General features: G+C 70.8%; 23 protein-coding genes and 1 tRNA gene. 11 read left to right on the top strand and 13 right to left on the bottom strand.

All coding sequences use genetic code 11. From position 1 onward, the window contains the following. Positions 1-31: 31 nt before the first annotated feature. Positions 32-733 (bottom strand): PadR family transcriptional regulator, encoded by a 702-nt coding sequence (locus tag A5655_RS16680; protein WP_067011714.1) that lies wholly within the window; start codon positions 731-733, stop codon positions 32-34. Positions 734-944: 211 nt separating this feature from the next. Here A5655_RS16680 and A5655_RS16675 point away from each other — a divergent pair, with 211 nt between their 5' ends. Continuing rightward, complete coding sequence (locus A5655_RS16675) at positions 945-1334, top strand: hypothetical protein (RefSeq protein ID WP_067011712.1); 390 nt, start codon at positions 945-947, stop codon at positions 1332-1334. Here A5655_RS16675 and A5655_RS16670 read toward each other — a convergent pair. Further along, complete coding sequence (locus tag A5655_RS16670; RefSeq protein ID WP_067011710.1) at positions 1331-2197, bottom strand: RDD family protein; 867 nt, start codon at positions 2195-2197, stop codon at positions 1331-1333. The genes A5655_RS16675 and A5655_RS16670 overlap by 4 nt on opposite strands. A 36-nt stretch (positions 2198-2233) precedes the next feature. On the opposite strand from A5655_RS16670, the gene A5655_RS16665 reads away from it, so the two are divergent. Next, positions 2234-3226 carry a stage II sporulation protein M gene (locus A5655_RS16665; protein WP_067011708.1) on the top strand — a complete coding sequence of 331 codons (993 nt, stop codon included), beginning with the start codon at positions 2234-2236 and terminating at the stop codon, positions 3224-3226. A gap of 83 nt (positions 3227-3309) precedes the next feature. Here the strand turns inward: A5655_RS16665 and A5655_RS16660 are convergent, their stop codons facing one another. Genes A5655_RS16660 through A5655_RS16640 form a run of 5 tightly spaced genes read right to left on the bottom strand, consistent with a single transcriptional unit; the run spans position 3310 to position 8664 of the window. Continuing rightward, entirely contained in the window at positions 3310-4632 is a 1323-nt protein-coding gene (locus A5655_RS16660; RefSeq protein WP_067011706.1) for a DUF58 domain-containing protein, read from the bottom strand. Then, complete coding sequence (locus A5655_RS16655; RefSeq protein WP_067011704.1) at positions 4632-5609, bottom strand: MoxR family ATPase; 978 nt, start codon at positions 5607-5609, stop codon at positions 4632-4634. Before A5655_RS16655 ends, A5655_RS16660 begins: the two co-directional genes overlap by 1 nt. Beyond that, complete coding sequence (locus tag A5655_RS16650) at positions 5606-6748, bottom strand: DUF4350 domain-containing protein (protein WP_067011702.1); 1143 nt, start codon at positions 6746-6748, stop codon at positions 5606-5608. The genes A5655_RS16655 and A5655_RS16650 overlap by 4 nt, the downstream gene beginning before the upstream one ends. After that, positions 6745-7398: a DUF4129 domain-containing protein gene (locus A5655_RS16645; protein WP_067011699.1), complete on the bottom strand. Its 654-nt coding sequence runs from the start codon at positions 7396-7398 to the stop codon at positions 6745-6747. Before A5655_RS16645 ends, A5655_RS16650 begins: the two co-directional genes overlap by 4 nt. 12 nt (positions 7399-7410) lie before the next feature. Then, on the bottom strand, positions 7411-8664 hold the full coding sequence (locus A5655_RS16640; protein WP_067011697.1) for a hypothetical protein: 1254 nt from the start codon (positions 8662-8664) through the stop codon (positions 7411-7413). Here A5655_RS16640 and A5655_RS16635 point away from each other — a divergent pair. Beyond that, positions 8663-9127 carry a GatB/YqeY domain-containing protein gene (locus tag A5655_RS16635; protein ID WP_067011695.1) on the top strand — a complete coding sequence of 155 codons (465 nt, stop codon included), beginning with the start codon at positions 8663-8665 and terminating at the stop codon, positions 9125-9127. The genes A5655_RS16640 and A5655_RS16635 overlap by 2 nt on opposite strands. Before the next feature lie 10 nt (positions 9128-9137). Here A5655_RS16635 and A5655_RS16630 read toward each other — a convergent pair whose 3' ends face one another. From A5655_RS16630 to A5655_RS16620, 3 genes are all read right to left on the bottom strand, one after another. Continuing rightward, complete coding sequence (locus tag A5655_RS16630; protein WP_067011766.1) at positions 9138-10832, bottom strand: selenocysteine-specific translation elongation factor; 1695 nt, start codon at positions 10830-10832, stop codon at positions 9138-9140. After that, positions 10820-12100 (bottom strand): L-seryl-tRNA(Sec) selenium transferase, encoded by a 1281-nt coding sequence (gene selA / locus A5655_RS16625; RefSeq protein WP_067011693.1) that lies wholly within the window; start codon positions 12098-12100, stop codon positions 10820-10822. Before selA ends, A5655_RS16630 begins: the two co-directional genes overlap by 13 nt. 18 nt (positions 12101-12118) lie before the next feature. After that, a tRNA-Sec gene (locus A5655_RS16620) sits at positions 12119-12213 on the bottom strand. A 19-nt stretch (positions 12214-12232) separates the two neighbouring features. On the opposite strand from A5655_RS16620, the gene selD reads away from it, so the two are divergent. From selD to A5655_RS16575, 8 genes are all read left to right on the top strand, one after another. Continuing rightward, on the top strand, positions 12233-13234 hold the full coding sequence (gene selD, locus A5655_RS16615; RefSeq protein WP_369807226.1) for a selenide, water dikinase SelD: 1002 nt from the start codon (positions 12233-12235) through the stop codon (positions 13232-13234). 39 nt (positions 13235-13273) lie between these two features. Further along, positions 13274-16573 (top strand): formate dehydrogenase, encoded by a 3300-nt coding sequence (fdh, locus tag A5655_RS16605; RefSeq protein ID WP_082978694.1) that lies wholly within the window; start codon positions 13274-13276, stop codon positions 16571-16573. After that, on the top strand, positions 16548-17510 hold the full coding sequence (locus tag A5655_RS16600) for a 4Fe-4S dicluster domain-containing protein (RefSeq protein WP_067011687.1): 963 nt from the start codon (positions 16548-16550) through the stop codon (positions 17508-17510). The genes fdh and A5655_RS16600 overlap by 26 nt, the downstream gene beginning before the upstream one ends. Next, on the top strand, positions 17507-18592 hold the full coding sequence (gene nrfD, locus A5655_RS16595; protein ID WP_067011684.1) for an NrfD/PsrC family molybdoenzyme membrane anchor subunit: 1086 nt from the start codon (positions 17507-17509) through the stop codon (positions 18590-18592). Before A5655_RS16600 ends, nrfD begins: the two co-directional genes overlap by 4 nt. A gap of 211 nt (positions 18593-18803) precedes the next feature. Further along, on the top strand, positions 18804-19790 hold the full coding sequence (locus A5655_RS16590; protein WP_067011682.1) for an LLM class F420-dependent oxidoreductase: 987 nt from the start codon (positions 18804-18806) through the stop codon (positions 19788-19790). A gap of 180 nt (positions 19791-19970) precedes the next feature. Beyond that, entirely contained in the window at positions 19971-20525 is a 555-nt protein-coding gene (locus A5655_RS16585; protein ID WP_067011680.1) for a type 1 glutamine amidotransferase domain-containing protein, read from the top strand. A 110-nt stretch (positions 20526-20635) separates the two neighbouring features. Then, complete coding sequence (locus tag A5655_RS16580) at positions 20636-21319, top strand: HemK2/MTQ2 family protein methyltransferase (protein WP_067011762.1); 684 nt, start codon at positions 20636-20638, stop codon at positions 21317-21319. Continuing rightward, positions 21316-21516, top strand: a complete 201-nt coding sequence (locus A5655_RS16575) for a CDGSH iron-sulfur domain-containing protein (protein ID WP_067011678.1) — start codon at positions 21316-21318, stop codon at positions 21514-21516. The genes A5655_RS16580 and A5655_RS16575 overlap by 4 nt, the downstream gene beginning before the upstream one ends. Here A5655_RS16575 and A5655_RS16570 read toward each other — a convergent pair. From A5655_RS16570 to A5655_RS16560, 3 genes are read right to left on the bottom strand one after another with little or no spacing between them, the layout of a single operon-like run. Beyond that, on the bottom strand, positions 21513-22532 hold the full coding sequence (locus tag A5655_RS16570) for an iron-containing redox enzyme family protein (protein ID WP_067011676.1): 1020 nt from the start codon (positions 22530-22532) through the stop codon (positions 21513-21515). The genes A5655_RS16575 and A5655_RS16570 overlap by 4 nt on opposite strands. A gap of 43 nt (positions 22533-22575) precedes the next feature. Continuing rightward, entirely contained in the window at positions 22576-24792 is a 2217-nt protein-coding gene (locus tag A5655_RS16565; RefSeq protein WP_067011674.1) for a SpoIIE family protein phosphatase, read from the bottom strand. Then, positions 24789-25361 carry a SpoIIE family protein phosphatase gene (locus A5655_RS16560; RefSeq protein ID WP_082978693.1) on the bottom strand — a complete coding sequence of 191 codons (573 nt, stop codon included), beginning with the start codon at positions 25359-25361 and terminating at the stop codon, positions 24789-24791. The genes A5655_RS16565 and A5655_RS16560 overlap by 4 nt, the downstream gene beginning before the upstream one ends. Positions 25362-25365: the final 4 nt, after the last annotated feature.

The raw sequence follows: 25365 nt of genomic DNA, 5'->3' as shown, positions 1-25365 counted from the left end.
GCCCTGACCCAGGGTCCGCCGCGGCCGTGCCTCAGTCCTCGCCGAGGATGCCGTAGACCTCACGGCGGGCGTTGTTGATGATCTCGACGATGCGCTGCTGCTGCTCGTCGGTGGCGGCGTGCGCGGATTGCGCGACCGCGCCGAACAACTGGCCCATGGCCGCACGCAGGTTGACGGCGCCGGGGTCGGCGCCTTCGGCGATCTCGTCCCACGGCTTGGCCTCGATCTTCTCCGCCGCCGCGCGTCCCTCGTCGGTCAGCTCGAAAAGTTTTTTGCTGCCGTCGGTTTCGCTCGCGCTGATCAGGCCCTCGTCGTCCAGCAGCTGCAGCGTGGGGTACACCGACCCGGGGCTGGGCCGCCAGATCCCGTTGCTGCGCTCGGCGATCTGCTGGATCATCTCGTAGCCGTGCATCGGGCGCTCGGCCAGCAGGGCCAGGATTGCCGCGCGCACATCACCGCGGCGTCCGCGGCCCGCGCCGCCACGGCGGCGTCCGCCGCGCCGGCCGCCCGGGCCGAAGCCGAAGCCCGGGCCGAACCCGGGGCCGAATCCCGGCCCGAAACCGGGGCCGAAGTGGTCGCCGGCGTGGTCGCGGAGGTGTTCGCGGAATTCCCGACGGGCCTGTCGCCTGGCGTCGTGCAGGGCGCGCCGGTCCACCGGGCCGGGGCCGAAACCGAATCCCAGGCCGGGCCGGCCCGCGAAGGGTCCCTCGGGGGGAGTGAATGGGTTGCTCATGGTTGGTAGTTCCTCTCAATGATTTGTGGGTAACGCCCCGTCCGGGCGCTACGGAATATCACGATATATCGTAAACTAACGCGATGCAACGGGATATTCCGTGAACGGGGGCTCGCGGCGCGGCGAAATCGCGCTGACCTGCGGAAAGCCAATTTGGGAGCGTCACCGTCGCGCGGTTTGCATCTCGCGGGCGGCGGGTAGGAACTGAGGGATGAACGCTAACAACAACCTGACGGTCGGCGGCGGGACTCAAAGCGCCGCCGAGCCCACTCGGGGCGACGACGTCCGGGGCCGCAGCGCGCGGCCGTGGGTGAACTGGGGGTTGGCGCTGGCCACGGTGCCCGCCGCGGCCATCGTGATGCTCTTCGCGCTCGGCGGGGTGATGAGCACCGCTGGGTGCACCGACCGGAGTTGTCCCAATCTGGGCCGCGGCGGCATCGATTTCGGCGTCGCGTTCTACGGCGCACCGGTGGTGGCGTTTGTCGTCCTTCTCGTCTCGTTCTTCACCGCAAAGCGCCGCGGCGGCATCGCGGTGCCGCTGGTCGGTTGGGCGCTGCTGATCGCCGACGTTCTGCTGATGGCGGCGGCGGTCTCCGGCTAACCGGGCGGCGCGAAGCCGCCGGGATCGGTCTGCGGCCACGGCTGCTGCGGGGGTGGTTGCGGCCAGGGCGCGGCCGGTGGGGCCGGCGGCGGCCAGGGGCCCGCGGGAGGCATGGTGGGCAGCTGGGGACGCAGCCGGGCCAGTTCGCGGCGGTGCCGCTCGGCGAGGACGGCCGCCAGCACCAGCTCCGGCGGGGCGCCGGCCGGTGGGGGTGGTGCGATGCTCGACACGATGTCGCCGGCGATCCGGTAGGCCATCTGTAGGCGCAGCTGACCGTCGAGTTGCGATGCGCGGGAAAGGAATTGCCGCGCCACCTCGGCCTGGCCGGCGCCCAATCCCGACAGCTGCAGCGACGACGCCCACCACGCCAGCGACGGGGGCATCACCGGTGGCGGGCTCAACCGGGGGCCGCGCTCGCTGACCACGACCGTGCCGGCGAAGACGTCACCGATGCGCTTGCCCTTCGGGGAGAAGAGGCTGCAGATGACCGCGGGGCTCCCGGCGAGCATCCAGATCTCCACCACGGACGCCAGCGCCCGAAACAGCGCCTGCCGGAAGCGTTCTGGGCCGCCGTCCTCGGACACCACCCGCAGGCCCATCGCCATCTTGCCCACCGACCGTCCCCGCGTAGCCGTTTCGAAAGCCAACGGGTAGCCGACGATCACCAGCACCGTGAAGATGAGCAGGACGGCGGTGCTCAGCGCGGAGTCGAACTGGGTCAGGGTGGCCGCCCACAACATCAGGCCGAGCACATAGCAGATGAAGATCACCGTGATGTCGATAAGCGCGCCGGCCGCCCGCACCGGCAACTGGGCGATCTGCACGTCGAGCACCACGGCGTCCCCGGTCACCACCTCCGACATAACACCGAACGGTACAGGCCGATTAGGCTGCGCAGGGTGGACGTCGACGCATTCGTGCTGACCCATCGCGGTACGTGGGACCGGCTCGACCAGTTGGTCAAGCGGCGACGGTCGCTGACCGGCACGGAGGTCGACGAGCTCGTCGAGCTTTACCAGCGGGTCTCCACCCATCTGTCGATGCTGCGGTCGGCGTCCACGGATTCGCTGCTGATCGGTCGGCTGTCGAGCCTGGTCGCGCGGGCCCGCTCCGTGGTCACCGGCGCCCATGCGCCGCTGAGCAGCTCGTTCGTTCGCTTCTGGACGGTGTCGTTCCCGGTGGTCGCGTATCGCGGCTGGCGGTGGTGGTTGGGCACGGCGGTGGCGTTCTTCGCCGTCGTGGTGATCATCGCGATGTGGGTGGCCGGCAATCCGGAGGTGCAGTCCGCCCTCGGAACGCCAAGTGACATCGACGAATTGGTCAACCACGATGTCGCGTCGTACTACAGCGAACACCCCGCCGCCGCGTTCGCCCTGCAGGTCTGGGTCAACAACTCCTGGGTCTCCGCGCAGTGCATCGCCATGTCGGTCGTGTTGGGACTGCCGATCCCGATCATCCTGTTCAACAACGCCGCCAACCTCGGGCTGATCGCCGGGCTGATGTTTCAGGCCGGCAAGGGCGGCATCCTGCTGGGCCTGCTCATTCCCCATGGGCTGCTGGAGCTGACGGCCGTATTCCTCGCGGGCGCAACGGGGATGCGGCTGGGCTGGTCGGTGATTTCGCCGGGCGATCGCCCCCGCGGACAGGTCCTCGCCGAACAGGGCCGCGGCGTCGTATCGGTCGCCGTCGGGCTGGTCGGCGTGCTGCTGGTCTCCGGGCTGATCGAAGCGCTGGTGACGCCGTCACCGTTGCCGACCTTCGTCCGGGTGGGCATCGGGATCATCGCCGAGGCTGCGTTCCTGTCCTACATCGTGTATTTCGGCCGCCGCGCGGTGAAGGCCGGCGAGACCGGCGATACCGAAGACGCTCCCGACGTGGTGCCCACCGGTTGAGCATAAGTGAGAGCCGCGAAAGTGCAACTGGCGACGCATTTTCCGAGTGGGAGCGTCGGTAGTTGCACGCTCGCGGAACAAAACTACAGGCGCCCGGTGGCTTTCATCGCCAGATAGCGGTCGGCAAGGGCGGGCGCGATCTCGGTAGGCGGGGCGTCGACGACCTCCACCCCGCCGCGGCGCAGCCGCGTCGCGATCGCGCCCCGGTCATTACGCGACCGCTCGGCGGCCGCCGCGTCGTAGACGGCGGCCGCGTCATAGCGCCCGCCGGCCATCTGGTCGACGCGCGGGTCGCCGACGGCGGCGATCATCACGTGGTGTTTGGCCGACAGCTGCGGCAGCACCGGCAGCAGGCCCTCGTCTAAGGCGGTCGCGTTGAGGTCGGTCAGCAGCACCACCAGCGATCGCCGCCGCGTGCGCCGCAGGATGGTTGCGACCATTGCGCGCCAATCGGATTCGACGAGCGCTGGCTGCAGCGGGGCCATCGCGTCGACCAGTTGGGCGAGCAGCTCGGTGCGCGACGCGCCGAAGACGCCGGCCCGGCTCACGCGGTCGTGGGCGAGGAAGTCGACGTGATCGCCGGCCCGCGACGCGAGCGCGGCCAGCAGCAGCGCGGCGTCCATCGCCCAGTCCAGGCGGGGCCACCCCGCCGGGTCGGAGGCGGTCGGGTCGACGCCGACGCGGCCCGCCGCCGTGCGGCCGGTGTCGAGCGCGATCACCACGCGCCGGTCGCGTTCGGGTCGCCAGGTGCGGACCACCACGTCGGCACGCCGAGCGGACGCGCGCCAGTCGATCGAGCGCACGTCGTCGCCGACGACATACTCACGCAGCGAATCGAATTCGGTTCCCTGCCCGCGGATCAGCGTCGGCAAGAGGCCGTCGATCTCACGCAGCTTGGCGAGCCGCGACGGCAAGTGTTTGCGCGACAGGAACGGCGGCAGCACCCGGACCTGCCCCGGCACCGACCGCGAGCCCTGCCGTCCGGCCAGCCCCAGCGGCCCGATCGATCGCGCCGTGACCGCGGCCGCGCGCTGATCGCCGCGGCGAACCGGGCGCAGCCGGGTCTCGAGCGGCTGCGCCTGCCCGGCGGCGATGCTGACGGAGTGAATGCGCGGCTCGGCGCACGCGCTGGGAGGCCAGGCGTCGCGGATCTGCCCGCGGAATCGCCGGCGGCCGTCGTTGTGCACCTGCAGGTCCACCTTCACCTGCTGCGCGAGCCGGGCCGAGCAGTCCGGTGAACGGGTATAGCGCAGCGCGCGGGTGCTGGCCGCCAGCGCGGCGTCGACGACCACCAGAGCCACCAGCAACACCAGCAGCACCACGAAAGCCCTGGTGGGCCAAGGTGATACCGCGATGGGCAGGACGCCGATCAGCGCCAGCAACCCGGTGCGTCCGGTCAGAATCACTAGCGGGGCACCGGCACCGACGCCAGGATTCCGTCGAGTACGCCGTCGGGCGTCGCTCCTTCGAGCTCGGCCTCGGGGCGCAGCATCACCCGGTGCCGCAGGGTCGGGCGGGCCATGGCCTTCACGTCGTCGGGGGTGACGTAGTTGCGGCCCGACAGCCACGCCCACGACCGCGCGGTGCCCAGCAGCGCCGTGGCCCCGCGCGGCGACACACCCAGCTGCAGGGCGGGTGAGGAGCGGGTGGCCCCGACGATGTCGACGATGTAGCCCAGCACCTCGTCGGCGACGAGGACTTGTTGCACCGCCTTGCGCCCGGCCGCGAGCTCGTCCGGTCCGGCGACCGGGTTGATGTCCGACAGGTCGCGGGGATCGAAGCCGTGCGCGTGCCGGCCGAGGATGGCGATCTCGGCGTCGCGCGACGGCAGCGTCACGTTGAGCTTGAGCAGGAACCGATCGAGCTGGGCCTCGGGCAGTTGGTAGGTGCCCTCGTACTCGATCGGGTTTTGCGTCGCGGCGACGATGAACGGGTCGGGCAGCGCCTTGGCCTCGCCCTCGACGCTGACCTGACGCTCTTCCATCGCCTCGAGCAGCGCGGCCTGCGTTTTCGGTGGGGTGCGGTTGATCTCGTCGGCCAGCAGCAGGTTGGTGAACACCGGACCGGGCCGGAACACGAACGCGGCGGTGCGCGCGTCGTACACCAGCGAGCCGGTGACGTCGCCGGGCATCAGGTCCGGGGTGAACTGCACCCGCTTGAATTCCAGCTGCAGCGCGGCCGACAGGGCCCGCACCAGCAGCGTCTTCGCCACTCCGGGAACACCTTCCAGCAGCACGTGGCCGCGGCACAACAGCGCGATCACCAGCCCGCTGACGACGCCCTCCTGCCCGACGACGGCCTTGGCAAGCTCGGCCCGCAGCGCCAGCAGCGCCTCGCGCGCCGACTCAGCGGAGGGGGTCTCTACGGGAGATGTTTGAGTCACGTTCGTGTGACCTGCCTTTCGATGTCGTCGAGCGCACGGGCAAGTTGTAACAGGTCGTGGTCGGTGGCCGGCGGCGGCCCGAACAGGTGGTAGGAAACGAATCCCGGGTCGGCGCCGCTTCGTCTGGCCACGGTTGCCACCACGGCGGGCGCCGGCGCTCCCGGGCCCAGGCCCAGCCGGGGCAGTAGCCGCTGCACGGTGGCGGTGCGCAACGCCGCGGCGGCGCGGTCGCGGGCCCGCCGGGACCGGTAGAGCCGGCCGCGGCCCTCGACGGTCTCCGACGCGCGCACCACGACGGGCAAGTCCTCGGCCACCAGTGGGCCCGGCCGTCGGCCCTTCCACACGGCGACGAGAAACACGACCAGGCACAGTTGCCAGACGATCCATGTCACGTTTTCCGGGATCAAATCGGAAATCGATGAGGGGGACGACGTTTCGCCCTCGACGCGGTGGGGCGCGTACCAGATGAGCCGGGGCCTCGCGCCCGCCAGGTTCATCGCCAGCGCGGCGTTACCCGCCTGCAGCAGGCTCCCGTTGGTCATGAAGTCGGTGCTGCCGACCACCGTGACGACTCGCCCGTCGTCCCGGTACCGGACGAGTATCCCGTCGTAACAGCTGGTCATGTCCCGGCCGTCGGTCGCCCGATAGGTGTCGCTGGGCCCGAACCGCACCGTTCCGGCGCGATTCGCCTCTCGCAGCGAGCAATTCGGGCTCTTGTCGAATGCCGTGCTGCCGGTCGACATGCGGACCCCCGGCATCAGGGCCTCCCGGGCGCGCACCGTCGGTTCCACGAGCAGCAGATCGCCGGGGGCGTTGGCCAGCCGGTCCAGCAGCGTGGTGTCGGTGAGGTATTGGCTCTGCGCCACCAGGATCTGCGTGCCCGGCCGCGCCGCGCGTTCGACGTCGGCGACGGTGTCGGCCACCACCACCTCGACGCCGCCGTCGCGCAGCAGCGTGACGAGCGCGCGCGCCCCGTCCGGCTCGGTCGATTTCGGATCCATCCGGGCGCCCGGCCGGGGTGCGGTCAGGTAGGCGCCGATGCCGGCGATGACGGCCAGCGCGACGACGGTGAGGACCACCCAGGCCCCCGTTCGCCACCGCCGCACCGGCGTTGCCGGCGCCGGACGCGTCGCCGTCATCGGACCTGCGCCCAGGAGTCGGTGGCCTCGGCCCGGCCCGGCGCCGGCGCCGCGGCGGGCGGGCGTGAGCGCAGATGGTCGTCGAGGGCGGCGACCATTCGGTAGGCGGCCTCGGTTCCGGGCCGCTCGCCGTAGGTCACGTCGTTGAATGCCGTTGCGGCCTCGGATAATTCGCTTCCCAGATGCGGCAGCGCCGCGCCGGCGTCGCGGGCCAGCTCGTTGGCGGTGCGGCCGGGAGCCGGTTCCAGCACACCGGTTTCCTCGAGCTGACGCGCGACAGCCCGCAGCCGATGCCGAATCGCAGCCGACCAATCGCCTTGCGCGGCATAGCTTTCCGCGGTTGCTCGATGCTGCGCGGCGGTGAGCTGGGCGGCCTCGAACAACTGGTAGTCGCCGCCCCGGTTGGTGCGCATGGTGCGGCGCGCGATACGGACGGCGACCACGACCGCGATCACCAGCAGGATGAGCAGCACGCTGGTGGTGAACCAGCCGCCCGGTATCGAGGCGGTCTTGTCCAGCAGCCGGTAGATCAGTTCGTTGACCCACTCGGCGAATTGTTGGGCGGCCGAACCTTTCGAATAGATCGGCTTGCCCAGCTCGATCTGTGCGGCCTGATGGGCGGCATCGCGGTCGATGTCGATGGAAGGCACTGTCCGCTCGTCCTAAACCGGCCGGGTCAGCCAGAGGTTGTCGGTGGACGCGGCCGCGTAGGGGCCGCCGGCGGCGCCGGTCTGCAGCACCAGGTCGAACGCCTCGGCCCGCATGCGGCGGTCGGTGTAGAGCAGCGTGATGACCCCGGCGTTGAACGGCGCGATGATGATTTGGCCGATGGCCGAGCCGACCGATGCGATCGCGCTGCTCAGCAGCAGCCCGCCGGTGGACGGGGCTCCGCCGCTGACGATCAAAATTTGGCCGACGATGCTGAACGGCAGCGCGACGGCGTTGCCGATGAAGGACGCGACCACGAACGTCAGCGCCCGGATGCCCAACACCCGCCAGAAGCCGTGTCGGACCAGCCTGAACGACCGGGTGATCGCCTCCATGACGGGTAGCCGCTCCAGCACGATCAGCACCGGCGCGAACAACACCATGGTGTAGAGGTAGACCAGCGCCACGAACGCCGCGAGCACCAGCGGGAGACCGAAGAGGACCGCCAGCGCCGGGGCGCCGGCGACGGCCAACAGCGCGATGGTCACCGCCACCAGCCCGAACAGGGCCGCCACGGCGACGCCTTCCAGCAGCGCCAGCCCGAGCAGCGAGAGCAGCCGCCCCCGAATCTTGACCCAGGTTTCACCGATCGTGATCGGCGCTCCGAACACCGCCCGCCCGACGATGACGGTGAGCATGCCGGACAGCAGCATGCCGCCGAGCCAGGTGACCACCATGCCCGCGGCCATCGAGCCCAGCCACGCGCCGACGATGCCGCCGCTCAGCTCGCTGGAGCGCGCGACCGTGATCCTGCCGTAGGCGGCCAGCGGGCCGAACGTCGCGAGCATGGAGATCAGCTGCATGACCACCACCACCAGCGCGGTCAGTCCCAGCGTCGCCCTGGGGTTGGCGCGGATGAACCCGACCGCGCCGTTGAAGATGTCGCTCAGCGTCAGGGGCCGCAGCGGGATGATGCCGGGTTTGAGCGCCCCGGGCACCAACTGCGGCGGGCCGTATCCCGGTGGGGGGCCGTAGCCCGGTGGCGGGCCATACGAGACCGGCGGATAGCCGGCCGGTGCGTATTGGCCGGGCGGGGGGAACGGCGGGTAGCCGGGCGGCGGCAGCGCGTTCACCGGGTGCTGGCGCCTTTTCGGCCTGCATGACCGGGTTCGCGGCCGGGCCCGTCGTTCGTCATGGGCTCCATCCTGTCGGCGGTCCGGGCATTTCTCAATCTTGACCGGCGCCGCGGCGCGTAGCGTCACAGCCATGGCGGAACTGAAATCCCGGCTGCGGACCGACCTCACCCAGGCGATGAAGGCCCAGGACAAGTTGCGAACCGCGACCCTGCGCATGCTGCTGGCCGCGATCCAGACCGAGGAGGTCTCCGGGAAGCAGGCGCGTGAGCTCACCGACGACGACGTCATCAAGGTGCTGGCCAGGGAATCGCGCAAGCGCGGCGAGGCGGCCGAAATCTACACCCAGAACGGTCGTGGCGAGCTCGCCGCCAACCGGCCCGCCGAGGCCCGGATCATCGACGAGTACCTGCCCACGCCGCTCACCGAGGCCGAGCTGGCCGACGTCGCCGATACCGCGATCGCACAGGTCGCCGAGGAGATCGGCGAGCGGCCGGGCATGAAGCAGATGGGGATGGTGATGAAGGCGGCCACCGCGATCGCGGCGGGCAAGGCCGACGGCGCGCGGCTGTCGGCCGCGGTGAAGGAGCGCCTGTAGGGCGTATCGATCAGGCCATCGTGCGGGTGCCGTCGCCGCCCCGCCGGGTGACGCGCCGGTCGTCGAGCCCCTCGAGCAAGGGCACGGCGACCCGACGGGTGGTGCCCAGCGCGCGGCGGGCCTCGCTGACGGTGAACGGCTGCGGCAGCGCGGCGAGGACGCCGGCCGCCCGGTCGAACGCGTCGGGACCCAGCACCACACCGTCGGCGATCCGAGTCAGCCGCCCGGCCCGCACCGCGGCGGCCAGCTCGCGGGGGCCGAGGTTGAGGTCGGCCAGTTCGTCGGCCTCGGGTGCGCGAAAGGGGTCGGCGGCCAGCCATTCCTCGATCGCGCGCACCGCCTTGTCGACGCGGGCCGGCAGGCCCGCACCGGGCGGACGGACCAACCCGTCGGACACCTCCAGGCCGGTGCCGGCGAGCAGCGGCGGCAGCAGTTCGGCGGCGGGCAGCCCGGCGCGCTGCCGCAGCGTCTCGAGCGGCATGCCCGCCGCGACGTCGTGGTCGCTCGCCCACTGGCGCACCGCCGCGGCCGCGCGGTCGCGCCGCGCCGCCCACCACTGCGGGTCCACCACCCAGTCGCCCACCCGCTGTCCTTGCGCCGGCAGGCCCATGGCGCGCAACTCGCTCGCCCGCGCGCAGTCGGGAGCACGGACCCGCCCGGTCGCCAGCTCGGTGGCACGGTCCCGCGCCGCGCCCCGGCGGCGCAGCCCGGGCGGCCGCACGTCGAGCACCTCGATGCCCGCCGCGATCCGGTGCTCCCCGGGATCGCGCAGCAGCCCGACGTCCCCGACCCGCAGCGGCAGCGGCCTCGCCAGGCGCAGCCGCGCCGCGGCGGTCCCCAACTGGCGCACCTGGACCGGCACGGCCGCCGACCCGACGTGCAGCACCAGCTGGCGGTGCAGTGCGCCGGCCGACCGCAGGCCGACGTCGATCTCCGCGGTGTCCAGCCACACGCCCGGCGCGCGAACGGTGTCCCCGCGGCCGATGTCGTGGCGGTCCACGCCCCGCAGGTTCAGCGCGACGCGGGCCACCGCGCCGACCGCGGTCTCGTCGCGGCCCAGCGATTGCAGCCCCCGAACCGTGACCCGTCGCCCGGCGTGTTCCAGCTCGTCGCCCACCCGGATCGTGCCGGCCGCCAGCGTCCCGGTCACCACCGTGCCGGCGCCGCGGACGGTGAACGACCGGTCGACCCACAGCCGCACGTCGGCGTCGCGGTCCGGCGGCGGCAGCCGGTCGATCAGCGCGGCCAGCCCCGCGCCCACCCCGTCGAGGTTGGTGCCGATCGCGACAGGTACGTCGCCGAGCGAGGTGGCGGCGAACCGTTCCCGCGCCCGCTCGATGGCCGGACCGGGATCGGCGAGGTCGGCCTTGCTGATGACCAGCAGCCCGTGCCGCACCCCCAGGGCGTCGAGCGCCGACAGGTGTTCCTCGGACTGCGGCATCCAGCCCTCGGTGGCGGCGACGACAAACAGAACGGCCGGCACCGGTCCGACGCCCGCGAGCATGTTCGCGACGAACCGTTCGTGGCCGGGCACGTCGACGAACGCGACCTGACGGCCGGCGATCTCGGTCCAGGCGAAGCCGAGGTCGATGGTCAGGCCCCGCCGCCGTTCCTCGGCCAGCCGGTCGGGCCACATGCCGGTGAGCCGGTGCAGCAGGGTCGACTTGCCGTGGTCGACGTGCCCGGCGGTGGCTACGACGTACACGCCCACACCGCCGCCGCCAGCAGCTCGTCGTCCTCCGGCGCCACCGTGCGCAGGTCAAGCAGGCAGCGGCCGGATTCCAGGCGGCCGACGACGGGCGGGCTGCCGGCGCGCAGCGCGGCGGCGTACGACTCCGGCAGGCTCACCGCCGCGCTGGGCAACTCGACCCCCGGGGCACCGCCGCCTCCGACAGCGGCGATGCAGTCCACCGCGACCGCCCGGGGTAGCTGGGCGGCGAGCGTTTCGGCGCGGGCCCGCAGCCGCGCCACGTCGGCGTCCAGCGCCTGTGCCACCGGCGGCGGCGGGCCCGTCAGCGTCGCCTCCAGCGCGGCGAGGGTGAGCTTGTCCACGCGCAGGGCGCGCGCCGCGGGATGGCGGCGCAGCCGCTCGACGAGCTCGCCGTCACCGAGCAGCAGGCCGGCCTGCGGACCGCCCAGCAGCTTGTCGCCGCTCGCGGTGACCAGGCTCGCACCGTCGCGCAGCACCGACGTCGCGTCGGGTTCGTCGGGCAGCAGCGGGTGCGGCGCCAGCAACCCGGATCCGATGTCGACCACCAGCGGCGCTCCCAGGTCCTTCAGCTGTGTGACGTCGACGGCCGACGTGAACCCGGTGACGTGGAAGTTGGACGGGTGCACCTTCAGCACGAAACCGGTGTCGGGCCCGATCGCGTCGGCGTAGTCGCGCAGGCTGGTGCGGTTGGTGGTGCCGACCTCGCGCAGCCGCGAACCGGTGGACGCCAGCAGCTCGGGGATGCGGAACCCGTCGCCGATTTCGACCAACTCACCGCGGCTGAGCACGATCTCCTTGCCCGGCGCCAGCGTCAGGGCGGTCAGCAGCAGCGCCGCGGCGTTGTTGTTGACCACGTGCACGCCGCCCGCGGTGGGCACCGCCCGGGCCAGCGCGGCCAGCGCGCCCCGGCCGCGGCGCGCGCGCCGGCCCGTCGCCAGGTCGAACTCGACGTCCGTCGTTCCCGCCGCGGCGACCACCGCGTCCACCGCCGCCCGCGACAGCGGCGCCCGGCCCAGGTTGGTGTGCACGACGACGCCGGTGGCGTTGACGACGGGCCGCAGGCTCGAGGCGGTGGCGGGAAGCGCGGCGACGGCGTGCTCGGCGACGCGCTCGGGCTCGATCTCCCCGGCGCGGGCCCGCCGCTGGGCCTCAACGATCACCGACTTCACCAGGGCACGGCCCAGCATGCGCTGCGCCTCGACCAGGCGCGGGTCGGCGAGCAGGACGTCGGTCCCGGGGACCCGTCGGCGCGGGTCGGTCATGTGATGCTCGAGGGAGTATGGCGGAGGCGGACGGGAATCGAACCCGCCAGCGGCAGCGTCTGCCGTTCGACGGTTTTGAAGACCGCGCCGGTCACCAGACCGGACACGCCTCCTCGGACCATGCGGACAATTATGGTCTTCGTGACTTATCGACTGACCCAGTACGCCCACGGCGGCGGCTGCGCGTGCAAGATCCCGCCCGGCGAACTCGAGGACGTGGTCGCCGGGCTACGCAAGGCGGCACCGCGCGACCCGCTCGGCGAATTGCTGGTCGGGCTGGACCACGGCGACGACGCCGCGGTGGTGCGCATCGAAAACGGCACTGCGCTGATCGCCACGACGGACTTCTTCACCCCGGTGGTCGACGACGCCTACGACTGGGGCCGCATCGCGGCCACCAACGCGCTGTCCGACGTGTACGCGATGGGTGGGCGGCCGGTGGTCGCGGTGAACCTGCTGGGCTGGCCGCGCGACGCGCTGCCGTTCGAGCTGGCGGCCGAGACGCTGCGCGGCGGGCTGGACGTGTGCGGCCTGGCCGGCTGCCATCTCGCCGGCGGGCACAGCGTCGACGACCCGGAACCCAAGTACGGGCTGGCCGTCACCGGGATCGCCGACCCGAACCGGTTGCTGCGCAACGACTCCGGCAAGCCCGGCACGCCGCTGTCGCTGACCAAGCCGCTGGGCGTCGGCGTGCTGAACAGTAGGCACAAGGCCACCGGGGAGCGGTTCGAGCAGGCGATCGAGGCGATGACGACGCTCAACGCCGGCGTGGCCGCCGCGGCGCTGGCGGCGGGCGTCGAATGCGCAACGGACGTAACGGGTTTCGGTCTGCTGGGACACCTGCACAAGATGGCGCGGGCCAGCGGCGTCACGGCGGTGATCGACGCGGCGGCGGTGCCCTATCTGGATGGCGCGCGGGAGGCGCTGGCGGCCGGGTACGTCAGCGGGGGCACCCGGCGAAACCTCGACTGGGTGGCGCCGCACGTCGACCTGTCCGCGGTGGGCGAGGAGGAGGCCCTGCTGCTCGCCGACGCGCAAACCTCCGGCGGTTTGCTGATCGCCGGCGAGATACCCGGCGTGCCCGTCATCGGCGAGCTGGTTCCCCGCGGTGAGCGCACGATCGTGGTGCGCTGACCGGGCGGGGTTTCGGTCGCGCGCACTAGGGTAGAGGCCATGGCTATGCGCAAGCTTTTCCTGGAATGGCCCGTGCTGCGTCAGTTGCGTTCGGGGGACAAGCTCGGCCGCGGCTCGGCGGTGACCTCCAAGCACACCCGCGCCATCGCGCCGCGCACGGCCACCGCCGACCGGGTGGTGCAGAGCGTGTGCCCGTACTGCGCCGTCGGCTGCGGGCAGCGGGTGTACGTCAAGGACGAGCGGGTGGTCCAGATCGAGGGCGACCCCGACTCGCCGATCTCGCGGGGGCGGCTGTGCCCGAAGGGATCCGCCAGCGAGCAACTCGTCAATTCGCCCGGCCGCCAACTGAGGGTGCTGTACCGCGCGCCGCGGGCCACCGAATGGCAACCACTCGAACTGAACACCGCGATCGACATGATCGCCGACCGCTTCCTGGAGTCCCGCCGCCACACCTGGCAGGACATCGACAAGAAGGGGCAGCTGCTGCGCCGCACCATGGGCATCGCCTCGTTGGGCGGCGCGACGCTGGACAACGAAGAGAACTACCTCATCAAGAAACTCTTCACCGCCGCCGGCGCGATCCAGATCGAGAACCAAGCTCGCATTTGACACAGCTCAACGGTTCCCGGTCTGGGAACCTCCTTCGGGCGCGGCGGCGCCACCCAATCACTGCAAGACATGGCCAACGCCGATTGCATCATCATCCAGGGCTCCAACATGGCCGAGTGCCACCCGGTCGGGTTCCAGTGGGTGGAGGAGGCCAGGGCGCGGGGCGCCCGGATAATCCACGTCGACCCGCGCTTCACGCGAACCTCGGCGGTGTCGGACCGGCACGTCCCGATCCGGGCCGGCTCGGACGTCGTCCTGCTCGGCGCGCTGATCAACCACGTGCTCGCCAACGACCTGTGGTTCAAGGAGTACGTCCTGGCATACACCAACGCGGCCACCCTGATCAACGAAAACTTCCGGGACACCGAGGATCTCGGCGGCCTGTTCTCCGGGTTCGATCCCGAGACCGGGCAGTACGACATGTCGACGTGGGCGTACGCCGAACCCGACGAGGGCGCCAACGGCGGCCAGGAGCACGGCGCGGACGCGTCCGCGCGCGCCGCGGGTGACCAGCACGGCAGCGGAGGTCCGCCGCTGGCGCACGGCCGCGTGCGGCGCGACGACACCTTGCAGGACCCGCGGACGGTGTTCCAGATCCTCAAGCGGCACTACGCCCGCTACACCCCGGAGATGGTCAGGGACGTCTGCGGCATCGGCGCCGAGGATTTCGAGTACCTCGCGCGCTCCATCGTCGAGAACTCCGGGCGCGAGCGCACCACCTGCTTCGCCTACGCCGTCGGGTGGACGCAGCACACCCTCGGAGCCCAATTCATCCGCACCGCAACCATTTTGCAGCTGCTGATGGGCAACGTGGGACGGCCCGGGAGCGGCATCATGGCGCTGCGGGGCCACGCCAGCATCCAGGGCTCCACCGACATCCCGACGCTGTTCAACCTGCTGCCCGGATACCTGCCGATGCCCAAGGCGGGGACGCACGACACCCTGCGGGCCTACCTCGACGCGGTGGGATCCAAACGACAGAAAGGCTTTTGGGCGAACGCCGACACCTACACGATCAGCCTGCTCAAGGCGTGGTGGGGCGACGCGGCCCGCGAGGACAACGACTGGGCCTACGACTACCTGCCGCGCCTGACCGGCCCGCACGGCACCTATCAGACCGTCACCGGGATGCTGGCCGACGAGGTTGAGGGCTACTTCCTGCTGGGGCAGAATCCGGCGGTCGGTTCGGCGCACGGCCGGATGCAGCGCCTCGGCATGTCCCACCTCAAGTGGCTCGTCGTGCGCGACCTCAACCTCATCGAGTCGGCCACCTGGTGGAAGGACGGGCCCGAGATCGCCTCCGGCGAACTGAAAACCGAGGACATAGAGACCGAGGTGTTCTTCCTGCCCGCGGCGACGCACGTGGAAAAGGCGGGATCGTTCACCCAGACCCAGCGACTGCTGCAGTGGCGGCACAAGGCGGTCGAGCCGCCCGGCGACTGCCAAAGCGAATTGGCCTTCTTCTACGAGCTGGGCAAGCGCATCAGGCAGCGGCTGGCCGGCTCGCCCGACGAGCGCGACCGCCCGCTGCTGGACCTGACGTGGGACTATCCGACCGACGAGCACGGCGACCCCCACGGCGAGGCGGTGCTGGCCGAGATCAACGGGTATCGGGTCGACGGCGGCGATCCCCTGTCGTCGTACACCGAGCTGCGCGCCGACGGGTCGACCGCGGCCGGTTGCTGGATCTACACCGGGGTGTACGCGAACGGCACCAACCAGGCCGCGCGCCGCGTGCCGCACGGCGGTGAGTCGCCCAGCCAGTCGGAATGGGGCTGGGCGTGGCCCGCGGACCGGCGGATCCTCTACAACCGCGCGTCGGCCGACCCGGACGGCAGGCCGTGGAGCGAGCGCAAGCGATACGTCTGGTGGGACCCCGATAAGCAGCGGTGGGTCGGCCACGACGTGCCCGACTTCGTGGCCGACCGGGAACCGGGCGCCCGGCCCGACCCCGACGCCGGCGGCCCCGACGCGCTGGCCGGGGATGATCCGTTCATCATGCAGGCCGACGGCAAGGGCTGGCTGTTCGCGCCGAAGGGTGTGGTCGATGGGCCGCTGCCCACCCACTACGAACCGCAGGAGTCGCCGGTGGCCAACGCGCTGTATCCCCAGCAGCGCAACCCGTCGCGAATCACGTTCCCGCGCAAGGACAATCTGAGCGCACCGAGCGCCGACGAGCCCGGGGCCGACGTGTATCCGTACGTGTTCACCACCTACCGGCTCACCGAACACCACACCGCGGGCGGCATGAGCCGGTGGCTGCCCTACCTCTCGGAGCTGCAGCCGGAGATGTTCTGCGAGGTGTCCCCGGAGCTGGCCGCCGAACGCGGACTCGAGCCCTACGGTTGGGCCACGATCGTCTCGCCGCGCGCGGCGATCGAGGCCCGGGTGCTGGTCACCGAGCGCCTTGCCCCGCTCGTCATCGGCGGACACACGGTGCACCAGATCGGCCTGCCGTACCACTGGGGCGTCGGCAGCGACGCCGTAGTGAGCGGGGACGCGGCGAACGACCTGCTGGGTGTGACACTGGATCCCAACGTGCAGATCCAGGAATCGAAGGCCGGGTCGTGTGACATCCGGCCCGGCCGCCGGCCGCGGGGCGAGGAACTACTGCGCCTGGTCGCCGAGTACCAGTCTCGCTCCGGCGCCACCGCCGAGACCGGCAATGTGCGGGTGAGCGACGCCGTCTGGGAAGGGGAAGCCGATGGGCCAGCTGAGCGGACCGACTGACCCGGCCGGCGACGCGGGCTGGGCAGATCGCAAGCCGCGCAAGGGATTCTTCACCGACACCTCGATCTGCATCGGATGCAAGGCCTGCGAGGTCGCGTGCAAGGAATGGAACCGCAACCCGCAGGACGGCGAGCTGGAGCTGTTGGGCTCGTCCTACGACAACACCGGCGCGCTGGGTGCCAGCACGTGGCGGCACGTGGCGTTCATCGAACAGGGCCGTGACCGCATCGAGGAGGCGCGCGAATCCGGCCGCGCCCTAATCGATTTGGGCATGCCCACCGCCCCCGGCCGGCCGGACACCGCCCCGCCGGACACGCCGGAGTTCCGGTGGCTGATGTCATCGGACGTGTGCAAGCACTGCACGCACGCCGGATGCCTCGACGTCTGCCCGACCGGCGCGTTGTTCCGCACCGAATTCGGCACCGTCGTCGTGCAGGACGACGTCTGCAACGGATGCGGCACGTGCGTCGCGGGGTGCCCGTTCGGCGTGGTCGAGCGTCGCAGCGACGGCACCTACGCGACGCCCGCGCGGCGACCGGGTTCCCCGGGCGAGAAGCCCGTCACCGGGGTGGCCCAGAAGTGCACCCTCTGCTACGACCGCCTCGTCGAGGACCAGACACCGGCGTGCGCCCAGACCTGCCCGACCACGTCGATCAAGTTCGGCGACCACGACGACCTGGTGGTCAAGGCGCGGGAGCGGGTCGCCGCGCTGCACGCCCAGGGTCTGACGGAGGCCCGCCTCTACGGCGCCAACGAGCACGACGGGGTGGGCGGCACCGGCTCGATCTTCCTGCTGCTCGACGAGCCGGAGGTCTACGGCCTGCCACCCGACCCGCGGGTGTGCACGGCCGACCTGCCCGAGATGTTCAAGCGGGCCGGCCTGGCCGCGGCCGGGATGTTCGGCGCGGCGGTGCTGGCGTTCTGGAGGAACAGGTGACCACCTCGGAATTCGACAGCGTGCGGCCGCCCGAGCCGACGGGCGGCCGGCGCCGCAACGGAAAGGGTAAGGGGCGCAAGGGCGGTGCCGACGGTTCGCGTGAGATGCCGATGGTCCCGGAAGCGGAGTTCGGCTCCTACTACGGACGTCCGGTGGTCAAGCCCGCGCCCTGGGGCCACGAAGTGGCGGCCTACCTGTTCCTGGGTGGCGTCGCAGGTGGGTCGGGCCTGCTGGCGGCCGGTGCCCAGCTCACCGGCCGCGACAAGTTGCGCCGCAACACCAGGCTGTCCGCCCTGATCGCGGTGATCCTGGGCGCGGTCGCGCTGGTGAAGGACCTCGGCCGGCCCGAGCGTTTCGTCAACATGCTGCGGACGATCAAGCTCACCTCACCGATGAGCGTCGGATCGTGGATTCTGAGCTTCTTCAGCGCCGGGATCGGGCTCGCCGCGGTCTCCGAGATCGACCGGATGACCGGCGCGCGAATCCCGCTGGGCCCGTTGCGCCCCGTTCTGCGCGCCGTCGAGGGACCGGCCGGATTGGAAGCCGCCGTCCTCGCGCCGCCCCTCGCCGTCTACACCGCGGTGCTGCTCAGCGACACCGCCACCCCGACGTGGAACGCCGCCTATCGAGACCTGCCGTTCGTGTTCGCCAGCTCGGCGAGCCTGGCCGCATCGGGACTGGCGATGATCACCACCCCGGTCGCCGAGGCCGGGCCCGCCCGCACGCTGGCCGTCATCGGTGCGGTGAGCGACCTGGTCTCCGCCCGGTTTACGGAATACCGGATGGACCCGGTGACCAGGGAACCCCTGCACCACGGCAGGCCCGGCCGGTTGCTGGCGTGGAGCGAACGGCTCGCCGCGGCAGGTGGTTTGGGCGCCTTGCTCGGTGGGCGACACCGCGGCGTCGCCGCCCTGTCCGGCCTGGCGCTGCTGGCCGCGTCGGCCATGCTCCGGTTCGGTTTCTTCGAGGCGGGGCTGGAGTCGACCGGTGATCCCCGCTACACGATCGAGCCGCAGAAGCGCAGGCTGGCGGCCCGCCGGGCGGCCGGCGTCACGGGAGACTCGATCACCACCGCGGAATAGCGGCTTGCGGGTGTGCATTCAGGGCTTTGAGTGTGCGGTGGCGGTTTTCAGTGTGTGCTCAGGGCTGGATGCCGGCGATTTGTCCGCCCAGGGTTCACACACGACGCCGACGATTCACACTCAACGTTCCAGCGCCTAGACGAAACCGCGATTTTCGGCCGGATTTTCGCCATGGCGTTACGCCCGCGACGCGCCGGGTATTCACCTCGGTATGACGAATTTTGGCTACACTTTGATGACCGAGCAGAGTGGACCCAAAGACCTTGTGCGGCATGCAATTTCGGCCGAAGATCGCGGGTTCGACTTCGAGGTGTGCAGTGACCATTTCTCGCCCTGGCTGACGTCGCAGGGCCACGCGCCGAACGCCTGGGCGGTGCTGGGTGCGGTGGCGCACGCCACCGAACGGGTGGACCTGTACACCTACGTGACCTGCCCGACGATGCGGTATCACCCCGCGATCGTCGCGCAGCAGGCCGCCACCGTGCAGATCCTGTCCGACGGCCGGTTCACCCTCGGCCTGGGCAGCGGCGAGAACCTCAACGAACACGTCGTCGGCCGGGGCTGGCCGACCGTCGAGCGCCGGCAGGACATGCTGCGCGAAGCCATCAAGATCATCCGCGAGCTGTTCGGCGGCGAGTTGGTGAACTGGCGCGGCGAGTACTTCCAGGTGGACTCGGCGCGGCTGTGGGACGTGCCGGACGTACCGGTCGCCATCGGGGTGGCGATGTCCGGCGCGAAGGGCGTCGACAGGTTCGCCAAGCTGGCCGAACACCTGATCGCCGTGGAGCCCGACGGGGAACTCGTCCGCGAGTGGCACGCCGCGCGCCAGGCCGCGAATCTCGCCGGGGGCGGGCGGGTGGTCGGCCAGATCCCGGTGTCCTGGGATCCCGACCGGGATGCCGCCATCCAGCGCGCGCATGACCAGTTCCGCTGGTTCGGTGGGGGGTGGAAGGTCAACGCCGACCTGCCCACTCCGGCCGGTTTCGCCGGCGCGACGCAATTCGTGCGGCCCGAAGATGTCGCCGATTCCATCCCGTGTGGCCCCGACCTGGACGCGATCGTCGAGGCCGTCCGCCCGTACTGGGAAGCGGGGTTCACCGATATCGCGCTCGTGCAGATCGGCGGCGAGACCCAGGAGCGCTTCCTCAAGGAGGCCGCCCAGCCTTTGCTTGATGCGCTGCGCGACGCCTCCGGTTGATGACAAGTTTGGGCCGTTTCTGCCGGGGTATCCGAGTGCCAGTGTGGGCATCGGGCAACCACCGGGAGTTTGACGTACCAGCACGGGTGGGCGGGGGCCGGCAAACCCGCTGTGCAGCAGCCGTTTTGTGCCTGCGTGCGCTCGGCAGGCAAGGGAGTCGACGGTGAAGGAGGTAGCGCGATGTCAAATGAGTTGCAAGGCACAAAGATTGCCATCCTTGCGGCCGACGGCGTGGAGAAGGTGGAACTCGAACAGCCCCGCGCCGCCTTAGAGAAAGCCGGCGCCCGGGTCGAGGTGCTGTCGCTGAAGCCCGGCGAAATCCAGGCTCGCGAGCACGATCTCGAGCCCGCGGGCAGTTTCCCCGTCGACCGCGCGGTGTCGGACGCGTCGGTCGGCGATTTCGGCGGCCTGGTGCTCCCCGGGGGCACCGTGAACCCGGACAAGCTGCGTCTGGACGGTGGCGCGGTGAAATTCGTCCGCGACTTCGTTGTCTCCGGCAAGCCGGTCGCCGCGATCTGTCACGGGCCCTGGACGCTGGTGGAAGCCGGCGTGGTCGTGGGCCGCACGCTGACCTCGTATCCCAGCATCCGCACGGACCTGCGCAACGCGGGCGCGCATGTGGTGGACGAGGAGGTGGTGGTCGACGGCAACTTGATCACCAGCCGCTCACCGTCGGACCTGCCGGCGTTCTGCGAGACCATCGTCAAGCAATTCGCCCACGGCGCAGCGGGATAGCCAGCGCCGACCCACCCCCGGACCGTTTTAACCCGCAAGTTTGCGGGCATTACACAGTTCAGGCCGTGATCGCCACGGCGATCTCTGCCAGGCTGACCGAAAGGCCAACGTTGACAACGACCTATCCCGAGCCCGCGATCTCGGTCGCGCATAACGTGTATCGGCCGCAAGAGGATTCCCGGTTGCTGGTCGACGCCATGCACCACACGGCCCTCATTCCGGGGCGACGGATCCTCGACCTGTGCACGGGTAGCGGGTTCGTCGCGATCGCCGCGGCCGAAATGGGTTGTGCCAGCGTGACAGCCTGCGATACGTGTCGGCACGCGGTGCGATGTTCGCGCGACAACGCCGTCGGGGCCGGGGTGGAGGTGGACGTTCGTCACGGATCTTGGACCGAGGCCGTCGACTGGGCGCCGTTCGACGTGGTGGTGGCCAATCCGCCCTATGTCCCTGCCCCGCCCGACGGCGAGCCGGCCGGCCCGAGCGGTGGACCCTCGTGGGCCTGGGACGCGGGCCACGACGGCCGCATGGTCCTGGATCCGCTGTGCGAATCGGCGCCGAAGTTGTTGTGCGACGGCGGTTCCCTGTTGCTCGTGCATTCGGCGATCGCCGGCGTCCAGCAATCCCTGGACCGCCTGAAATGGGCCGGGTTGAGGGCCGAAGTCATAGCGTCCAAATGGATTCCGTTCGGTCCCGTCATGTCGGCGCGGGCGAATTGGCTGGAGGAAACCGGGCGGATCCCGCGAGGGCGTCGGGAAGAGGAACTCGTGGTGATCCGGGCGGACAAGCCATGACCACCACGCGGGTGCAGGTGGTGGCCGGCGGGCCGGTGCTGGTTTCCGGGCCGGTGCGCGTGGAAACCCCCGGCGGCGACGTCGTCGAGTCCGATCGGTTCATGGTGGCGATCTGCACCTGCCGGCGCAGCGGAGATTATCCGTTGTGCGACACCAGCCATCGCCGATGCCGGGGCGTCAAGAAGGCCGATGGCTAGTCCACCGGTCGGCGCAGCGAGCTCTGGCCCTGCTTCCACGCCTGGATGAGCTTGTCCGCCAAGCGGTTTTCCACCGCGGCGTGCGCGCGTATCCCGAACACGACATCGGGGTCGAGGTGCGGTTCCCGGGCGACGAGGTCGCCGACGACGTCAATGCGCACCACCTGTTCGTGCACCGCGTCGGCCTCGACGTGCTCGCTGTAGAAGCCGATGCAGGCGGCCGGCGCCGCCATCCTCTCCAAGGCTTGCACCATTCGCCGCGACCCCGGCGGCGAGGTGATCTCCGTCGAGGCGAAATGCCCGATCGCTGCGCCACGCAACCGACGGTGCAGCCCGAACAGCGACATGAGATTCACGACTGCCAACGCCTCGGCGGGGACGGCGTCGAGGTAACCGAGATACGTCGCGTCCAGACCGGCCGCCGTCAACAGGTCCGCGAAGAGTTGCTGGTGCAGGCGCGGGCCCCGGCCGGCACCGTACTCGTCGAATTCGACGGCCACGAACGCCGCCTTCGCGGTGCCCATCAGCCGCGGGATCGCCCACGCGTGCGGGTCGCCCTCTTTCAGGTGATACAGCGACCGGTGCACGAAGTACTCGCGCATCTGCTGCCAGCTTCCCGTGTCGCGCAGGAAATACGACGGCCCGTCACCGTCGGCGGGCTCGATGGAAATCGCCTCCATTTCGGCTTGCGCCGTCTGGCCGGGGTCGATGGGACCGACGTCGCGTCGCACCCCCGCCAGGAACACGCGTTCCAGTTCCGCGCGCAACCGCAGCAGCGCGGGATTCCACTCCCAGGCGGGATCGACGCCCGCAAAACCCCGGTAGTGCAGCTCGTAGCACGCGCACAGCGCGAGCTGGAGATCCAGGCCGAAGGGATCTGAGTCCCGCACCGACGCGCCGATGCGCGTGAGGTTGTCGTGTGCGGGTGGTCCGGCCAGCGCGCGGTGGACGGCCGTCGACAGCGGCCCATGCGCCGCCGGCAGGGCGGGCTCGACCGTTATTGATGCGCGAGTCACGCCGATGACTACCCGAGAATGGGGCCGGGCAAACGGTGGCCCGTCAGCTCACGCGCTCGGGAATCCGGAAGGTGTTGCCGACGGTCGTGCCCTCCGGGGTGTTGTGCACTTCCATCGCGTCGCTGAGCGCCCGCATCAACACCAGGCCGCGTCCGCTGTTGCCCGGCTCGGCGGCCGGCGTCTTCCACGAACCGGCGTCGCTGACCCGCGTCCCGATTCGGCCGTCGCTCACTTCCGCTTCGAGCAGCATCGTGCCGACCCGGTGCCCGCGGTAGGCGTGCTCGACGCAGTTGGTGCACGCTTCGTTGACGACCAGCACAATGTCGGCCGCGAGCGCCTCCGGGACCTCGGCGGCGCGCAGCCAGGTGGCCAGCCGGTGCCGAACGTCGACCAATTGCTCTGCGAGCGCCTCGCTCTCGATTCGGAGCCGCGTCGGCCGGTGCCGGTATATCACCATCGCGACGTCGTCGTCATAGCCCGACGCGGGGGCCAGCGCGCGGACCACCGTCTGCGGGACGGCTTCCAGGGGCAGCTTCGTCGTATCGAGCAAAATGTCTGCGGCGCGGGCGATTCCGATGTCGATCGACTCGTGCTTCCGCTCCACCAGGCCGTCCGTGTACAGCATCAGCGTCGATCCCGCCGGCAGCACCCGCGAGGCTTGCGGCCGCGGGTGCTCTCGGCGCACCGCGAGCGGCACCGACGCGGCGTCGGTCACCACGGTCGTGGTCGCTGGCCGCGGGCCGGCGACCATCGCGGGCATGTGGCCGGCGTTGCTGTATTCCAGGACACCGGTTTCGGTGTCCAGGATCGCGAGAAACACGGTGGTGCAGTAGGCATTCGGGATGAGCGACGCGGCCAGGTCGAGTTGTTCGAGCAGCAGCGCCGGTTGGGCGCCGTTGATCAACAGCGCGCGCGCCGAGCTGCGCAGCTGGCCCATGACCGCGGCCGCCGGCAGGCCGCGCCCGACGCAGTCGCCGACGACGATCCCGATGCGGTTGTGGCCGATCGGCAACACGTCATACCAGTCGCCCCCGATTTCCAAGGGCGGCACGGCCGGCTCGTAGCACACGGCGAAGCCGGCGGGCGGCTGCACGGTGGGCAGCATGGCGCGCTGCAGGGTCAGCGAGGTTTCGCGGGCGCTCTCGAACTGGCGCACGTGCTGCATGGCCAGGCTGAGGTGGCCGATGAGCACCGTGACCAGCAGCCGATCCTCGGCGCTGACCCAACGGGGGGTGCGCAGCTCCAGCCACAGCGCGAGGTCCCCGGTGTTGGACAGCACCGCCACCAATCCCTGTGCCTTGCCGGGATTCTCGGGCCTGTCGACCGTCTTTGCGGTGAGCGGCAGCTGGTGGCGCGCGTCCTGAAAGGTACTGCGCAGCCAGGGATCCAGTTCGCGCCAGGAGGATTCGGAAGGTTCGCCCGCCACCTGGACGGTCGGTTCGCCCCCGCCGCCGGGCCACGAGACGGCGATCACCCGTTGGACGTCGATCGCCGCCCGGCATTCGTCCAGGGTGATCGCCAGCAGCTCGTCGACGCTCTTGGCCACGGCCACGGCCGTCGCGAGCCGCAGCACCGCGCTCTCGCGGGCGGCGAACGCCCGCTCCGCCGTGATGTCCCGGATCGTGCCCACGTACATGTCCCGGTCGCTGCCGGCCTCCCTGACCGCGTTGATGCTGACCATGACCCATGCGAGGTGCCCGTCTCGATGCCGGATCGGGGTTTCGTACTCGGCGCTGCCGTTGCTGCGTACCAGGGCCTGTTGCTCGCGTGCGGTCTTCCTGTCGACCAGCCACGGGTGCGGCCACCGGTATGGCAGCCCGTCGACCGGGTAGCCGAGGATCTCGATGAAGGCGTTGTTCACCTCGACGACCGAGCCCTCGTGGTCGGCGACGAAAAAGCCCTCCTGCAGCGAATTCACCAGCGCCGTGCGGAATTTGTCGCGATCGGCCAGCCCCTCCGCGCGCGCCCGCTCCTTCGCGAAACGCCTGGTGCCGTCGAGGAATCCGCGAGTCGCGACGTCCAGCGGGGCCAGCGTCTGCAGCAGGAATTCGAGCGCGGCGGGCCGATCGACCGACGAGTTCTCGGCGAGCGCCTGGACCAATCGGAAGTGGTGCTCGATGATTTCGAGCACGCTGATGTCTTCCTGCAGGGCGCGGCGTCCGAGCTCGTGGCCGACGGCCAGGGCGTCCTCGCCGCGGGCGTCCAGGTAGCCGTGCAGGGCGGCGGTGTACTGGGCGTGGAAGTCGTGGTTGCCGCTCATTTCGAGGCTCCCCGGTGACGAGCGGCCAGCACCATGGCGTCGTCGGTTTCCTTGGCGTGCTTGCCCAGGAGGCCCTCGGCGATGTCGACGGCGGAAGCCGCGAAGTCGATGTGGTCCAGGTAGTCCTCGGCGATGCCGTCGGTGCTCATCACGAGCAGGTCGCCGGGGCGGATCGGAACCACCTGGGCGGGCCTGATGTCGGGAATGCGGTAACCGACGATGCCCCCGGTGAGGCGCGCGGTGGATCGGATGTGGATCCCGGTCGGCGCCTTGGCCACCAGCTCGGCGGTGACGTTGCCGACGCCCGTCCACGTCAGCGTGCTCTCGGCAAAATCCACCCGCGCCAGGGTCATCGCGACGCCCCTGGTCCCGTCCAGCACGCGGTGGCAGAGCTGGACCAAAACCTCCAGCCGCTCGGCACCCGCGCGCTTGACCGTGTCGACCGCACTCAGCGCGGCAGCCGCGGCGTCCGGCCCGTGCCCGAGGCCGTCCACCACGCCGAACAGCGCGGCGCGACCGTCGAGGTCGACCGCGATACCCCGGTCGCCGGAGGTGAACTCGCTGGGCATAGGG

Source organism: Mycobacterium sp. 1081908.1, assembly GCF_001673535.1.
In the GTDB taxonomy this organism is placed as follows: Bacteria; Actinomycetota; Actinomycetes; order Mycobacteriales; family Mycobacteriaceae; genus Mycobacterium.
Note: the sequence above shows the minus strand (reverse complement) of the source record. Positions and strands in the feature narration are given on the sequence as shown.